Here is a 16,342-nt window from a genome sequence, read left to right as displayed (position 1 = left end):
TGTTTGGTGGCATAGGTATTTTTGTTTATACTAACCTTTCTTTAGAGAGTCGTTTTATATATATTGGGAAATGATTATCTGTCATTTTGACAGAATGCCTATGAAATTTGAACCTTCTGACTTATATAGTCGGCTACTTATGTCCGATTCGGATATGGATAGCCTTGAAATTGTCCCCCTCGGTAGCCCCGACGGCTCCGATGAGCCTTTTGAACTTCCCAATGAACTAGCCATACTGCCGATCAGGCAAACAGTACTTTTTCCCGGGATGGTTATTCCGGTTACCGTCGTGCGTCAGAAAGCCATTCGGCTTGTTAAGAAGATATACCGCAACTCAGACATAAACCAACGTATACTAGGCGCTGTTACTCAGGCGATTCCCAATAAGGAAGACCCTACGGCTGAGGACTTGTATAATGTAGGTACGGTTGCTCAAATACTGAAAATGATCACATTACCCGACGGGAATGTGACGATCATCGTGCAGGGCAGGCAGCGTTTTGAGATCAAGTCGATCGTGAGTGAGGAGCCTTACCTGACAGCCGAAGTACGCGGGATTGAGGATTCATTTGTAGGACCCACCAAAAAGGAGTCCAAGGCTTTACTGCAATCGCTGCGTGATGGTGCGCATAAGATTATGCGCCTCAACCCGGAAATCCCTCAGGAAGCCCGGATCGCGCTGGATAACATTGAAAGCCCGATTTTCCTGATTCACTTTTTGTCCTCGAACATTAATGTTGAAGTAGCTGATAAACAAAAGCTGCTGGAAGAAAGGAACGGCCACAAACAGGCGACGCTCCTGCTGCAATACATGATGCGGGAAATTGAAATGCTGGAACTGAAACGGGAAATTCAGACGAAAGCAAGCTCCGACATTGACCAGCAGCAGCGTGATTATTTTCTCCGCCAACAAATAAAAGTGCTGCACGACGAGCTGGGCATGGATAGCCCCGAGCGTGACCTGGACGATATCCGCCTGAAAGCCGGACAAAAAAAATGGTCGGACCAGACGCGGGCGCATTTTGAAAAAGAACTCAATAAGCTGCAACGCATCAACCCCATGGCGCCGGAATATCCCGTGACCATGAACTACCTCGAAACATTGGTGGATCTGCCCTGGGGACAATATACCAAGGACAATTTTGATCTGGTGCGGGCACAAAAAGTGCTGGACGCCGATCACTTTGGTCTTGAAAAAGTGAAGGAACGCATCATCGAATACCTGGCCGTTTTGAAGCTGAAAGGCAATTTGAAAGCGCCGATCCTTTGTTTGTATGGCCCTCCGGGAGTGGGTAAAACTTCACTTGGAAAATCCATTGCCAAAGCACTCAACCGGGAATACATCCGCATGGCACTGGGTGGTGTGCACGACGAGGCGGAAATCCGCGGGCACCGGAAAACCTACATTGGTGCAATGCCGGGCAAGATCATTCAGAACATTAAAAAGGCAGGTTCTGCCAATCCGGTATTTATATTGGATGAAATCGATAAGGTAAGCTCCGATTACCGCGGCGATCCTTCGTCAGCTTTGTTGGAAGTACTCGACCCAGAACAAAACTCTTCATTTACAGATAATTACCTGGAAGTCGAATACGATCTTTCAAAGGTATTATTTGTAGCCACTGCCAATGCGCTGGACACCATTCACCCGGCGCTGCGGGACAGAATGGAGATCATAGAAATGACCGGCTACACGATTGAGGAGAAATTACAAATCGCAAAACGGTATCTGGTTCCGAAACAACGCAAGGACCACGGTTTGAAAGCTACCGACGTGAAGGTAGATGATTCGGCATTGCTTAAAATTATCGAAGGCTATACCCGCGAATCGGGCGTCAGAAACCTGGAACAAAAGGTAGGCGGTGTGGTTCGGAAAATTGCAAAATCCGTGGCGATGGAGCAGGATTATCCCAAAACGATCAAAGCGGAGCACATTGAAAAATACCTGGGTGCGGAGATTTTTGATAAAGATCTGTATCAGGATAATGATTTTGCGGGCGTGGTAACCGGGCTTGCGTGGACTTCGGTAGGCGGTGAAATTCTTTTTATAGAAACGAGCCTGAGCCGCGGAAAAGGTAACCTGACATTGTCCGGCCAGCTTGGGGATGTGATGAAAGAGTCGGCGGTAGCAGCATTGTCGTACCTCAAAGCCAATGCCGATCGCATGGGTATTGATTACCGGATTTTCAATCACTACGACCTGCACGTGCACGTTCCTGCGGGCGCGGTGCCCAAAGACGGACCTTCTGCGGGTGTGACGATGGTGACTTCGATGGCTTCTATTTTTACGCAGCGCCGGGTGAAACCATTTATTGCGATGACCGGCGAGATAACCTTACGCGGAAAAGTGCTTCCGGTGGGTGGCGTGAAGGAAAAGATTTTGGCGGCGCGCCGGGCAGGTGTAAAAGAAATTATTCTTTGTATTAAAAATAAAAAAGACGTGGAGGAAGTGCCTGCGAACTACATTAAAGATCTGAGCTTCCATTATGTGGACCAGATCGATGAAGTTTTGGCTTACGCGCTTTTGCCGGATAAAGTTAAAAATGCGACAACCTTCATTTTCCCTGAAGAAAGAAGAGAAAAAGAGGAAAGCGGCTATGTAACGCTGAGTGTCTAGCCCCGATTTTTTAGTTAAGGTTCAAAATGAGAAAGAGACGTGTAAAAGCGTCTCTTTTTTTAGGGGCATACCTGCCCAAATCGCGTCAAACATATTGTACTTATCATTACCCAAAATGGCTTTACCACTTCTCTCTCCGGCATTATTGGATCAGCGCCCCGAGCTGCTCCCCAATCACCAGGCTTTACTGTCCCTTCCCGAAAAGATCATCCAGTTTGGCACCGGTGTTTTGCTCCGCGGCCTTCCCGATTATTTTGTGAATAAAGCCAATCAGCAGGGGATTTTTAACGGCCGGATCGTGGTGGTGAAATCAACTGGAAATGGGGGTACCGATGCTTTTGCGGAGCAAAATAATGTGTATTCGCATAGCATTCGTGGCATTGAAAATGGCAGCCAGGTGGACGAGACGGTGATCAATGCGGCGATTAGCCGGACACTTTCGGCGAGCACACATTGGGCGGATATCCTGCAATGTGCGCACAATGCTGAGCTGAAAATTGTTATTTCGAATACGACGGAAGTGGGTATTCAACTGGTAGACGATGATATTCTGGCTTCTCCGCCGGTATCGTTTCCAGGTAAACTGACGGCTTATTTGTATGAGCGTTTCAAAGCATTTGGCGGCTCGGAAGAATCGGGTATGGTGATTGTGCCAACGGAATTGATTGTGGGAAATGGGCCGAAACTGCGCTCGATTATTTTGGAACAGGCTACGAGACATAACTTGGAGGAGGCATTTATCCAGTGGCTTGAAAAGTCAAATCATTTTTGCAGCTCGCTGGTAGACCGGATCGTACCGGGCAAGCCCGATTCAGCGACGGTAAGTGAGATATGCGAGAAGCAGGGTTTTGAAGACAATTTGTTGATCGTTTCGGAGGTATACCGTCTCTGGGCGATTGAGGGTGATGAAAATGTGCGGAAGGTTTTAAGCTTTGCGGATGCCGACAGCGGCGTAGTGATCGAGCCTAACATTGATCTTTACCGCGAGCTAAAACTGCGTTTGCTGAATGGGACACATACATTGGCTTCGGGATTGTGCTTCCTGCATGGACTGGATACGGTGCGCGAAAGCATGGAAAATGCGGAAACCTCGGCTTTTATCGCGGACTTAATGTTGAATGAACTGGCGCCCGCCATACCTTATGAAGTGGATCCGCAAAGGGCTGCGGAATTTGGCAACCAGGTTCTGGACCGGTTTAGAAATCCTTTTATCCGCCACCAACTGATCGATATTACAGTACAGTACACCGCCAAAATGAAAATGCGGAACATTCCGACGCTTTTAAATCACTATGAAAAAACAGACGAGGTACCAATGCTTTTTGCCAAAGGTTTCGCTGCTTTTCTAAGATTTATGAAGCCAGTCGTGCACAAGGAAGGCGCATTTTACGGCGACCGAAACGGTGAACCATACTCCATCCGCTGCGACTCGGCCGCCTATTTCGACGAAAAATGGCAAAACGCCGCCTCCCCGCTCGACCTCGCCGACCAAGTCCTGAGCGATACCACATTATGGGACACCGACCTGACTCTGCTACCCGGCTTCGCCGACGCCGTGAAGGAAAACATGAAAGAATTAATCGACACCGACGATACCAGCATTAAGGTGACAGGGTTTTGAGATAAGATATGTGCGACCCGGTTATATTCGTGGACAATCTTATGTTTATATTTGAGAAAATACACCATTATGATTGTCCCTTTAAATATTCCTGTCCACGAATTTTTCAATGATGAAGAGCTGGTTGCGTTCAGCATTGCCAATCCGGAATTGGTAATTGAAAGGGATGAGCGCGGACAACTCTTCATTAATATGACACCCACTTTTGCGATCAGCAGTTCAAATAACAGTGAGTTAATTACAGAACTTGGCATCTGGAACCGTAAGTATAAAGCGGGCAAGGTCCTGGAATCCAACGGAGGCTATTTTTTGGCGGATTCTTCCATGCGCGTTCCGGATGTAGCGTGGATCAAACTGGATCGCTGGAAGGCATTAAGTATGGCGGAGAAGAAATCATTTCCGCATCTCGCGCCTGATTTTATCATAGAATTAAAATCAGAAACGGATAGTCTTACCGACCTGCAGGCAAAAATGATAAAATGGGTGGAAAACGGTGTGAGACTGGCCTGGCTTATTTGCACAGATCAACAGCTTACCTACATTTATACGCCTGATTCGCCGGTTTCGACTATAACATTTGACGAAATATTATCAGGCGCAGAAGTGCTGACCGATTTCTCGGTCAGACTCGGCGATATTCTTGAATACTAGTTACTTACCCCGAAACTCTTTCACCAGCGCGATGCTCTCCGCAACTTTTTGCTCGATCCAGGGATAATTTCCTTCGGCTACGACGTCTTTTGGAAAAAGATTGGATCCTAAACCAACTGCGTAAGCGCCAGCTCCAAACCATTCGTTGATGCTTTCGCGGGTGGGTTGGACGCCGCCGGTTACCATGATTTTTACTTTTGGCATCGGGCCGCGGATCGCTCTGACGAATGCTGAGCCTACGACTTCTCCCGGAAATAATTTCACGACTTCCGCGCCGGCTTGCTGGGCGTTATAGATTTCCGTTAATGTGGAAATGCCTGGTATCCAGGGAATGTTTGCCTTTTGGCATGCCTGGCCCACTTCCGGGTTCAGGCAGGGTGTTACGATAAAATCGGTACCGGCATCGATAAATTTTTGTGCAGTCTCGGCATCGTAAATAGTGCCGATCCCGAGTGATAATCCGGGCAGGCTTTCTTTGGTATAGGCCAAAAGCTCGGTAAAAACGTGATACGCATTCTCGCCGCGGTTGGTAAATTCAAATGCCCTGGCACCGCCGCGGTAACTTGCGTTGATCACTTCCTTGGCAATTTCTATGTCTGCGTGATAAAATAAAGGGACGATGCCGACTTCATTAATCAGCACCAATGTTGTTTCTCTGTCCATATTCTGGGGTGTTTATCTTTTGATCCTTCCCGAAGTTTCTCCTTTTCTGATCGCTTCCACTTCCGCGACCGTCGAAATTAATGCGTCTCCCTCGATCGTGTGTTTCAGCGCTGAAGCCGCTACGCCGAATTCCAATGCTTTCAGTTGATCGTCGAAAGTGATCAGACCGTGGATAAGCCCGGCGATGAAAGCGTCTCCTCCTCCTACCCTGTCGATGATCGGGTTGATTTCAATGTCGCCCGTTTCAAGCAGCTCTTTTCCGTTCCACAAATAGGCCCGCAAAAGGTTGTGAGAGGCGCTAATGGAAGTTCTTTTGGTATCTACAACCATTTTTACTCCGGGATAAGCCTTCTGTAAATTGACACAGGATTCGACAAAATCATTCCCGTCAATGTCAAAAATCTCCTTGATATTTTCACCGTTTGCAATCACAATATCCGTGTTAGCAGTGATTTCTGGCAGAATTTCCGTCGGCTTTTTACCGTATTTCCACAAATTGGGCCGGTAAAAAATATCTCCTGAAACAGTTACCCCCAATTTTTTGGCAGCCTTCACACCAGCGAGCAAAGTGTCAGCAGCACCCTGAGACAATGCTGGCGTAATTCCTGCCCAGTGAAACCATTTGGCATCCTTCAAAATCTCCTCCCAGTTCACATCTTCCGGCTGCATTTCGGCCAAAGCAGAATTGGCACGGTCGTACACGATTTGGCTTCCGCGCATGGCAACGCCGGTTTCGAGGAAATAAACAGCGATCCGGTTTCCGCCGTAGACAATGTGCGAAGTATCGAGTCCGATAAAATCGAGGTATTGGGTGGCAGCCCTGCCGATCGGTGAGTCGGGAAAACGGGTGACGTGTGCTGCGTGGTGACCCCAGTAGCTTAGTGCGGCAGACACATTGGCCTCGCCGCCTGCATAGGTTACATTAAACTGACGGGCTTGTTCGAAACGTGAGAAACCGGGAGTGGAAAGCCGCATCAGGACTTCGCCGAAGGAAACAATCTGAGCCATATTATTAACTATTGCCTGCCTGCTCCTTGAAGTCAGTTCCAGGACTTTGATAGATGAATGACGGTCAAAAATAAGGATTAAACATTAAAATAGCCCACAACAATCGGTCGGGGCTATCTTTAAAATGTCGTTAAAACCAGGTTTATTCTAAAAACCAAAGTACCTGTTGGCATTGTGATAAGAAATATCCTCCACCATTTTGCCAAGCCAGGGAATATCATTGGGTAACTCGCCATTTTCGACGTCGGCGCCGATGAGATTACACAAAATCCGGCGGAAATATTCGTGTCTCGGATAAGACAAAAAGCTTCTCGAATCCGTAAGCATTCCTACAAACTGGCTCAGCAGGCCCATATTCGATAATGCATTCATCTGGCGCTCCATACCATCTTTCTGGTCCAGAAACCACCAGCCGGAGCCGAACTGCATCTTACCTGCCACGCTACCATCGTTATAGTTACCCGTCATGGTAGCAAGCACCTCGTTATCAGATGGATTAAGATTGTAAAGTATTGTTTTCGCGAGTTGATTGGTCGAATCCAGTTTATTTAAAAACCGGGACAATGCCTGCGCCTGACTATAATCGCCAATGGAATCCCAGCCGGTATCCGGGCCGGTTTCGCGCAACATTCTCGCATTATTATTCCGTAAAGCCCCGAGGTGAAACTGCTGCGTCCAGGATTTGGCGTGATCCATTTTGGCCACTTCGTAGAGCAATGCCGATTTGAAAGCAGTCCGCTGCATTTCAGTTGGTAACTGACCATTAAATGCCAGATTGAATCCTTCCTTTGCCGCCGCCTCATCGTAAGTTGCATAAATGTGCTCCAAACCATGATCCGAAAGCTTCCCGCCCATCGCGGCAAAAAAGTCGTGACGGTTTTGCAAAGCTGCTAGCAAATCATCATACGTGCTGATTGTCAAGCCGGAAGAAGTTTCCAGTTTGTCTAAGTACTCTTTGAAATCTACCGGAGAGTCGATCAGCAGCATGGATTTATCAGGCCGGAACGTCGGTAAAACCTTGATATCAAAACCACTATCGGCGATTTGCTGGTGGTATTCCAGGTTATCGGTCGGATCGTCTGTGGTGCAGATCACTTTCACATTCATGCGTGTCAGCAGGCTTTTTACAGAAAAATCCGGCTGCCTCAGTTTCGCGGAACATTCATCGTATATCTCTCTCGCGGTATCTTTATTTAACAAAATATCTACGTCAAAATAGCGCAGCAATTCCAGGTGTGTCCAATGATAAAGCGGGTTACGCATCGTGTAAGGCACCGTCGCAGCCCACTGCTCGAATTTCTCCCAGTCGCTGACATCGCCCGTGCAATACTTTTCATTGATACCATTTGCGCGCATGGCCCGCCACTTATAATGATCGCCGTAAAGCCAGATCTGCGTCAGGTTTTCAAATTGCTTGTCGCCGGCAATCTGATCGGGTGGCAGATGGCAGTGGTAATCAATGATCGGCATTTCCTTCGCATAATCATGATAAAGGATGCGTGCCGTTTCGGAGCGAAGCAGGAAGTCCTCGCTGATAAAAGTTTTTTGCGCAGTAGCTATTGTTGTCATTTTAGTGAGTTTGAGCTGCCCTCTCAATGCCATATTCTAATCCCCGGAGCTCTGCCAGGCCGCGGAGCCTGCCGATAGCCGTGTAGCCGGGGTTGGTTCTTTTTGTCGCCGAAAGATCGTCGAGCATCCGGTGGCCGTGGTCCGGCCGGAAAGGCATGCGCAGATCTGTGCGTCCCGCCTCCTGTCTTTTTTTCTGTTCGGCTACCAAAGCTTTCATCACGCTGTACATATCCACATCCCCATCCAAATGATCGGCCTCGTAAAAACTGCCGTCAGGTTCGCGTTTTGTGGCCCGCAAGTGGATGAAATGTATCCTGCTTCCCAATCTGGTTACCATACCGGGCAGATCATTATCCGGCCGCACGCCATAAGATCCGGTACAAAAACAAATGCCATTTGCCTGATGATCAAAAGCATCCAGTAACATTTGGGCATCATTTTCAGTACTTACTACCCTCGGCAAACCCAGGATCGGATAAGGAGGATCATCGGGGTGGATGGATAACCTTACCCCCGCTTCCGCCGCTACCGGGCCGATGGCCTGGATAAACTGGTACAAATTCGTACGTAATTCCAGGTCCCCTACATTGTTGTAAGTTTCCAGCACTTTACGGAATTCTTCAATCGTGAAGCTTTCCTCTGATCCAGGCAAACCCGCGATAATGTTGCGGACAAGTTTATGAATGTCAGCCTCAGAAGCTCCGTCGAGCCATGCTTTTGCAGCTGACTTTTGTTCTTCGGTATATAATGCTGCTGCCTCGGGCCGGTTCAGAAGATAAAGATCAAATGCTGCGAAATGTGTTGCATCAAACCTTAACCCCGTCGAGCCGTCTTTCATCGGCGCATCCAGATCGGTCCTGGTCCAGTCCAGGATCGGCATAAAATTGTAGCAAACCGTATCAATGCCGCATTGGCCAAGGTTACGCAGTGTTTGCTGGTAGTTTTGAACGTATGTCTCAAAGTCCCCGGTGCGGGTTTTGATCGCTTCGTGGACCGGCACGCTTTCCACCACCGACCAGGTGAGGCCGGCCGCTTCAATGATGGATTTTCGTTCCTGAATGTCGGCGATTTCCCAGACTTGACCGTTGGGAATGTGGTGCAGCGCGGTGACGATGCCCGTCGCCCCGGCTTGGCGGATATCCTGCAAGGAAACCGGATCGTTTGGGCCGAACCAGCGCCAGGTTTGTTCTAATGCCATTTTTACTAAATCTTTTATGCTACTAATCGATGTTCCGGTACACGCTCGCGCAAAACTTTTAATGCCCGGCTCATCTGCGTTTCAACGGTTTTGACTGAAATTTCCAGGCGCTCGGCGATATCGCGGTAACGCAGCCCTTCCTCCCTGCTCAGCCTGAAAATCAGCTGGCATTGGCGTGGAAGCGCCTGGATACATCCTTCGATGTGTGCGTAAAATTCGTTAAAGGAAAGTTCTTCAACAGGCGAGAAGTGATCGGCATGGGTCATATTCCACTGAACCGATTCCAGCGACTCCCTCTCGTTCTGGCGATGTACCCGAAGTTTGAGATAATCGAGTGCCTGGTTGCGAACTGCCCTGTAAATGTAAGCCTGAAATGAAGTATGAACCTCAATCTGATCGCGATTTTTCCAAAGTTTTACAAATACATCAGAAACCACTTCTTCGGCAATTTCCCTCGTCACCACCACCCGCATGGCATAGTTGCACAGCGCCCTGTAATGATTTGTGAAAAGCTCGCGGAATGCCTGGTAATCTCCACTTTTTACGACTCTGCCGAACAGATTTTCAAGTACATTTTTTTGAGAATACACAGACTTAAGGTTGTTGGTAAATGATTGAGTCTCCATTTAACTGGGCTAGGTTAATTATAGAAAATTTCCTGGATGTGTAATGGGGACGGGTATAGGAAGACCGTCAGAATGATATCTAGTTAAAGAGAGATTCGTTGATACACAAAAATAAATCTTGAAAAAAAGCAATAAATCTACGCAACCGTTCCCGGAACCGTTCCCGATTACGCAATTTTTCCCGGAACCTGCGCGGATTTTTATTACTTTGTGCAACTTGAAGCGATGGGTGAATTTTTAGAAAATTTAGTACGATTGCATTATTCCAATAACATCATGAAAAAAGTTTCTATCACCATCAAAGAGATTGCCCGGCAGCTCAACATTTCAAAATCCACCGTATCCCGGGCCCTGCGCGACAGCAGTGAGATCAGCGAGGAAACGAAGAAAAGGGTGATCGATCTGGCGGAAAAACTCAATTACTACCCCAACCCCATCGCCATCAGTTTGTTAAAAAACCGCACGCAAACGATCGGCGTCATTGTGCCCGACATTGCGAACCGGTTTTATTCCTCGGCGATTGGTGGCGTGGAAGATATTGCGTACAGTCGGGGATACCATACCATGATTTACCAAAGTCACGAGCTGCTGGAACGTGAGCGCTCGGCGTCCAGACACATTGCTTCCCGCCGCGTTGACGGGCTGGTGGTGGCGATTTCCAGTCAGTCAGAGAATGTGGACCATTTTGTTTCCCTGCAGGAACAAGGTATCCCGGTGGTTTTTTTCGACCGTGTGAGTGATGCGATGCAGACGCATAAGGTGCGGGTAGACGATTACAAAGGCGCATTTGAGGCGACCGAACATTTGATCAAGCGCGGCTGCCGGCGCATTGCGCACATTGCGGGACCGAAGCCGGTATCCATCACGCGGTTCAGGCTGGAAGGTTATAAGGATGCGTTAAGGAAACATAATATTGAATTTCAGGAAGAGTGGGTTTTGCACAGCGAGATCACGCAGTCGGGCGGGACTGAGAGAACTTACCAGCTGATGGCTTTGCGGGAGCGACCCGACGCCATTTTCGGCGCCAGCGACCGGATTACGATGGGAATACATTGGGCGCTGCGGCAGCTGGGCTACAAAATGCCGGACGATGTAGCAGTGATCGGCTTTTGTGACCTTGCCATGTCGTCACTTCTCGACCCGCCGGTGAGCTCCATCACGCAGCCTTCCTTTGAAATGGGCCAGCAGGCGACTTCGCTTTTGCTGGATTTGATAGAAAGCAAAAATACCCCGGTCGAATTTGAGACCAGGGTACTTCCTTCTAATCTTGTTATTAATAAATCCTCGCTAAAAAACTAATCTTTAAGCGCCTGTTCCGCCGGTCAGTGATCTCAGCTTTCTGTCGAACTCGGCCAGGATGCGCTCTTTCATCTGCACTTTGCGCTTTTGAATGTTAATGCGTCCTGCGGCTTGTTTGTCTATCTCAGGGTCGCCAGTGGCAGTTCTGTCAAATTCGAGGATCGCAAATTCGAGGTCGCTCTTCTCGCGTTTGGCCAGCCATTCCAGCTCGCGGTACTTGGTGCGGATCTGCTCTTCCTGACTTTTCATTTCAAATGCAGGATACTTGCGGCTGATCACGCGCGCCAGGTAACTGAGCTCAAAAATCTTGTCGCAAATCATCCGGAAACGTTCTGCCAGCTCTTTGTCGGCCATTTTGAAAGGAATTTTGATCTCCTTCCATTTGCTCAGCAAAATTTTGGCTTCCTGCGATGCCTCAATGATATCCGGCCCTTTCAGCAATGCTTCGGCTTGTTGCAACAATTTCTGTTGTTCCACAATACGCGGGTCTACACGTACTTTTGGCTCGATACCTTTGGCCAGGTTATACTTGTCGTAAAACAGTTTCAGGAAGTGGCGATAAGCTTTGTTGACCTTGAAAAAACGTTTGGGAGGCACTTCTCCGACATTGTTCCAGGCATTGCGAACATCTCTTGCTTTTGCGTACGCATCGTCCAGGTCGCGGGAGTAGCTCAGTGTTTTCGTGATCTTGATCAACTTTTCGTACTCCTCGATACGCGCCTGGTTCACCCGGTTTTGCTCATCGAAATAGTCACGGCGGCGCTGGAAGAAATCGTCCAGGATTTGCTGAAAAGTAGTCTCAACTTCTTCCTGATACTCTTTTTCAACCGGTCCGGTGCGTATCCATTTCGCTTTGATTTCCTGGATCTGATCGGTAGCAGCTGCGTAATCTTCCACGGCGGCGGCCACTTTCACATCCTCTATCAATGCCCTTTTGATTTCCAGGTTTTTCAACTGGTTTACTTCAATCAGGCCTTTCAGGTATTCTTCTTTCTCTTCCAGTCTTTGCAGCAGGGGGACAAAATCGCCGAGCGCATCAAAACCTTTTAGCTTACGTTGCAGTTGGATCAGCTTGGTCAGATAGGAGCCTTTATTAAGTGCCTCGTCTATTTCCTGTTCCAGTTGCTCTACTTTGTTCAGGACAATGTTAAAACGATTCTTGAAATAATCTATCGCTTCCTGCTCTGTCCTTTTTACTTCTCCAATTTGCCGGTCGGGGAATTCCAGGTACCCCTTTAAAAATACTTTGCTGTCTTTGACGTAGCCGTATTCATCATTCAATGTGGCATTTTCCATTCTTTCAATTTTTTTATCTGCTAAGTGTAGGGATATATAACGATATTTGTTACGCACAAATTAAACAAAAAATGAGTAACGAAACCATTATTTTCTCAATGTCGGGAGTGAACAAAGTCATTCCGCCAAACCGGCATATTATTAAAAACATCTATCTATCCTTTTTTTATGGTGCAAAAATCGGGGTACTAGGTTTAAATGGTTCAGGTAAGTCCACACTGCTCCGTGTCATCGCGGGCATTGATAAAGACATTCAGGGAGACGTGGTTTTCTCTCCCGGCTACTCGGTGGGAATGCTGGAACAAGAGCCTAAACTCGACCCCAACAAAACGGTAAAAGAAGTAGTAGAAGAGGGTGTTCAGGAGATCGTCAACCTGCTGAAAGAATTCGATGAGATCAATGAGGCTTTCGGTGCGGAAGATGCTGATTTTGACAAACTGCTTGAACGCCAGGGAGAAGTGCAGGAAAAACTGGACGCTGCCGATGCCTGGAACCTGGACAACCGCCTCGAAATTGCCATGGACGCCCTGCGCTGCCCGCCTTCCGACACGCCGGTAGCTACACTTTCAGGTGGTGAAAAACGCCGCGTAGCACTTTGCAGGCTGCTCCTGAGGACGCCGGACGTGCTTCTGCTCGACGAACCTACCAACCACCTGGATGCCGAGTCGGTACTCTGGCTGGAAGAACATTTAAGACAATATAAAGGAACGGTTATCGCCGTGACCCACGACAGGTACTTCCTGGATAACGTGGCCGGCTGGATCCTGGAACTTGACCGGGGCGAAGGTATTCCGTGGAAAGGAAATTATTCGTCCTGGCTGGAACAGAAGCAGGAACGTTTGAAAAAAGAAGAAAAAACCGAATCAAAACGTCAAAAAACCTTGCAGCGTGAGCTGGAATGGGTAAGAATGGGCGCGAAAGGTCGTCAGGCGAAATCAAAAGCACGTCTCGGAGCATACGAAAGATTGCTCGGCGAGGAAGGCAGGGAGAAAGAAGAAAAATTGGAAATCTTCATTCCGGCAGGGCCTCGACTGGGTAATAAAGTCATTGAAGCACACAATGTTTCGATGGGATTTGGTGACCGCCTGCTTTATGAAAACCTGAATTTCTCGCTTCCGCCAAATGGTATCGTCGGCATTATCGGGCCCAACGGAGCTGGTAAAACGACACTTTTCAAACTGATCACCGGTCAGTTGAAGCCGCTTGAAGGACATTTTGATGTAGGCGAAACCGTGGAACTGGCTTATGTGGACCAGGAGCATGATAACCTGGACGCTAACAAAACGGTGTATCAGAGCATTGCGGACGGAAACGACTGGATCATGATCGGCGGAAAACAATCCAATGCGCGGGCTTATGTGAGCCGGTTCAATTTCGGCGGCGGCGACCAGGAGAAAAAAGTCGGTAACCTGTCGGGTGGAGAACGCAACCGGGTACATTTGGCAATGACCTTGAAGGAAGGCGGTAACCTGCTGCTGCTCGATGAGCCTACCAACGACTTGGACGTAAACACATTACGTGCTTTGGAAGAAGGTCTGGAAAACTTTGCAGGCTGCGCGGTAATCATCTCCCACGACCGCTGGTTCCTGGATCGCGTGGCAACACACATCCTGGCATTTGAAGGAGATTCTCAGGTTTACTGGTTTGAAGGTAACTTTTCCGAATACGAAGAAAACAGAAAAAAACGCCTGGGAACGGAATCTGTACCCAAACGAATCAAATACAAGAAGTTAGCATAAGAATATTCATCAGTATCCACCATCAATGAGTCAAAATCCAACTTCGTCAAAAATACATTTCATATCTATCGGTGGCAGCGTGATGCACAATCTGGCCATCGAGCTTCATTTGAAAGGTTATATAGTTACGGGGTCCGACGATGAAATATATGAACCCTCGTCGAGCCGGCTGGCAAAACACCATTTGCTTCCTCAGGAAATAGGCTGGTTTCCCGAAAAAATCACGGCAGATCTGGACGCCGTCATCCTGGGCATGCACGCCCGACAGGACAATCCCGAGCTGGCAAAAGCCCACGATCTGGGAATTAAAGTGTATTCTTATCCCGAATATATATTTGAACAAAACCAGAATAAGCAGCGTGTAGTGATTGCCGGAAGTCACGGAAAAACGACCATCACTTCTATGATCCTGCATGTACTGAAATTCAACAACCGGATTTTCAACTACCTGGTAGGCGCGCAGATCGAGGGTTTTGAGAATATGGTGAAGCTGTCCGATGAAGCGCCGGTGATCGTGATCGAAGGAGATGAATATTTCACTTCGCCGCTCGACCACACGCCGAAATTCATGCATTATCAGCCGCACATTGCATTAATCAGCGGTATTGCGTGGGACCATTACAATGTTTTTCCAACCTGGGAATCTTATGTAAAACAATTTGAACTCCTGGCAGATGCCATCCCAAAAGCCGGCGCGATCATTTTCGATGAAACCGATGATATGCTTGATGTGATCGGCCAGAAAGAACGCCCCGATGTAGTGAGCGCTCCTTATAATGTACATCCCAACAAAATTGAAAATGGTAAAACGATCCTGATCACGCAGGAGCAGGGAGAAGTTCCGGTGCTGGTTTTTGGAAACCATAACATGAAGAATATCAGCGGCGCACGGATCGTTTGCGAAAGGCTGGGTGTGACTGACGAGGATTTTTACGCGGCAATCCAATCATTTAAAGGTGCTTCCAAAAGAATGGAATTGCTGGGTGCCAATAGTTCCGTAAGCATTTACCGTGATTTTGCGCACGCGCCTTCCAAAGTGGAAGCCACCACTGCAGCATTAAAAGAGCAATTTCCGGAACGTACCCTCGTAGCCTGCGCCGAGCTGCATACTTTCAGCAGTTTGAACAAGGCTTTCTTGAAACAATACCGGAGAAAGCTGAAAGCCGCTGACATTGCAGTCGTATACTACAATCCACTTACCGTCGAGCACAAAAGATTGGAAGCGATTTCGGAGGAAGATATCCGGGTGGCTTTTAAGCGGGACGATTTAAAGGTATTCACGGATGCCGGCGAATTGACCTCATTCCTGAAATCGCTGAGCTGGGAAAATGCCAGTCTGCTGCTTATGAGTTCCGGCACTTTCGGCGATACGGATCTTAAAAAACTGGCGGAAGAAATTCTTGCAAAAGCAGAATAAGTAACTAATAATCACACATTTAAATAAAAAGTATGCAGTCCATAGTCGTTTATTGTGGTTCTAATCCCGGCAAAAAAGCATTATATAGTGAAGCTGCCTACGCGCTCGGCCACGAGCTGGCAAAGCGGAGTATTAAGTTGATTTACGGCGGCGGAAATATGGGTTTGATGGGCCGGGTTGCCGACGGGGCGATGGATCACGGCGGTTTTGTGACGGGTATCATTCCTAATTTTCTGTCAAAACTGGAAAATGCGCATAAGACACTTTCTGAACTGCATTTCGTGGAAACCATGCACGAAAGAAAGGCCAAAATGGTGTCCATGTCGGATGGCGTGATTGCGCTGCCGGGCGGATACGGCACATTTGATGAGCTTTTTGAAATATTAACCTGGTCGCAGCTGAGGATTTTCCACGGCCCGGTGGGTTTGTTAAATGTCAACGGTTACTACGACCTGCTTCTGGCTCAGCTGGATAAGATGGTGGAAGAAGGGTTTATGCATCCCGATAACCGGAAGCTGCTTTTGGTGGATGAAAACCCAGATGCGTTGCTGGAAAAAATGGAAATTTACCGCAAAGAAAATCCGGGAAATAAGCCTCTGGACAGGTCGTTATATGTAGACAATAATTAACTACCTCCC

The 16,342-nt window shown here is 48.0% G+C and carries 13 protein-coding genes; 7 read left to right on the top strand and 6 right to left on the bottom strand.

The window, feature by feature from the left end; genetic code table 11:
- The first annotated feature begins 100 nt into the window (after positions 1-100).
- The 3 genes from lon to FEN17_RS12105 all read left to right on the top strand — a co-directional run bounded on the left by lon (position 101) and on the right by FEN17_RS12105 (position 4,889).
- Positions 101-2,617 (top strand): endopeptidase La, encoded by a 2,517-nt coding sequence (lon, locus tag FEN17_RS12115; protein ID WP_138365623.1) that lies wholly within the window; start codon positions 101-103, stop codon positions 2,615-2,617.
- A gap of 115 nt (positions 2,618-2,732) precedes the next feature.
- Positions 2,733-4,238 carry a tagaturonate reductase gene (locus tag FEN17_RS12110; RefSeq protein WP_138365622.1) on the top strand — a complete coding sequence of 502 codons (1,506 nt, stop codon included), beginning with the start codon at positions 2,733-2,735 and terminating at the stop codon, positions 4,236-4,238.
- Between the two features lie 69 nt (positions 4,239-4,307).
- Positions 4,308-4,889 (top strand): Uma2 family endonuclease, encoded by a 582-nt coding sequence (locus FEN17_RS12105; protein WP_138365621.1) that lies wholly within the window; start codon positions 4,308-4,310, stop codon positions 4,887-4,889.
- On the opposite strand, the gene FEN17_RS12100 is transcribed toward FEN17_RS12105, so the two are convergent.
- From FEN17_RS12100 to FEN17_RS12080, 5 genes are all read right to left on the bottom strand, one after another.
- Positions 4,890-5,552: a bifunctional 4-hydroxy-2-oxoglutarate aldolase/2-dehydro-3-deoxy-phosphogluconate aldolase gene (locus FEN17_RS12100; protein WP_138365620.1), complete on the bottom strand. Its 663-nt coding sequence runs from the start codon at positions 5,550-5,552 to the stop codon at positions 4,890-4,892.
- Positions 5,553-5,564: 12 nt separating this feature from the next.
- Complete coding sequence (locus tag FEN17_RS12095; RefSeq protein ID WP_138365619.1) at positions 5,565-6,560, bottom strand: sugar kinase; 996 nt, start codon at positions 6,558-6,560, stop codon at positions 5,565-5,567.
- Between the two features lie 147 nt (positions 6,561-6,707).
- Complete coding sequence (gene uxaC, locus FEN17_RS12090) at positions 6,708-8,129, bottom strand: glucuronate isomerase (RefSeq protein WP_138365618.1); 1,422 nt, start codon at positions 8,127-8,129, stop codon at positions 6,708-6,710.
- A gap of 1 nt (position 8,130) precedes the next feature.
- Positions 8,131-9,327: a mannonate dehydratase gene (gene uxuA / locus FEN17_RS12085; RefSeq protein ID WP_138365617.1), complete on the bottom strand. Its 1,197-nt coding sequence runs from the start codon at positions 9,325-9,327 to the stop codon at positions 8,131-8,133.
- 14 nt (positions 9,328-9,341) lie between these two features.
- Positions 9,342-9,917 (bottom strand): RNA polymerase sigma-70 factor, encoded by a 576-nt coding sequence (locus tag FEN17_RS12080; RefSeq protein WP_229208797.1) that lies wholly within the window; start codon positions 9,915-9,917, stop codon positions 9,342-9,344.
- A gap of 312 nt (positions 9,918-10,229) precedes the next feature.
- On the opposite strand from FEN17_RS12080, the gene FEN17_RS12075 reads away from it, so the two are divergent.
- Entirely contained in the window at positions 10,230-11,252 is a 1,023-nt protein-coding gene (locus FEN17_RS12075) for a LacI family DNA-binding transcriptional regulator (RefSeq protein WP_138365615.1), read from the top strand.
- A 3-nt stretch (positions 11,253-11,255) separates the two neighbouring features.
- On the opposite strand, the gene FEN17_RS12070 is transcribed toward FEN17_RS12075, so the two are convergent.
- Entirely contained in the window at positions 11,256-12,548 is a 1,293-nt protein-coding gene (locus FEN17_RS12070; RefSeq protein WP_138365614.1) for a DUF349 domain-containing protein, read from the bottom strand.
- A gap of 71 nt (positions 12,549-12,619) precedes the next feature.
- Between FEN17_RS12070 and ettA the strand changes: the two genes are divergently transcribed.
- The 3 genes from ettA to FEN17_RS12055 are packed head-to-tail and all read left to right on the top strand — an operon-like array spanning position 12,620 to position 16,333.
- Complete coding sequence (ettA, locus tag FEN17_RS12065) at positions 12,620-14,287, top strand: energy-dependent translational throttle protein EttA (RefSeq protein ID WP_138365613.1); 1,668 nt, start codon at positions 12,620-12,622, stop codon at positions 14,285-14,287.
- Positions 14,288-14,312: 25 nt separating this feature from the next.
- A complete protein-coding gene (locus FEN17_RS12060; protein ID WP_138365612.1) occupies positions 14,313-15,704 on the top strand; it encodes a UDP-N-acetylmuramate--L-alanine ligase in 1,392 nt (463 codons plus the stop codon).
- 32 nt (positions 15,705-15,736) lie between these two features.
- On the top strand, positions 15,737-16,333 hold the full coding sequence (locus FEN17_RS12055; protein WP_138365611.1) for an LOG family protein: 597 nt from the start codon (positions 15,737-15,739) through the stop codon (positions 16,331-16,333).
- Positions 16,334-16,342 lie beyond the last annotated feature (9 nt).

This window comes from Dyadobacter luticola, assembly GCF_005860805.1.
GTDB lineage: Bacteria > Bacteroidota > Bacteroidia > Cytophagales > Spirosomataceae > Dyadobacter > Dyadobacter luticola.
Note: the sequence above shows the minus strand (reverse complement) of the source record. Positions and strands in the feature narration are given on the sequence as shown.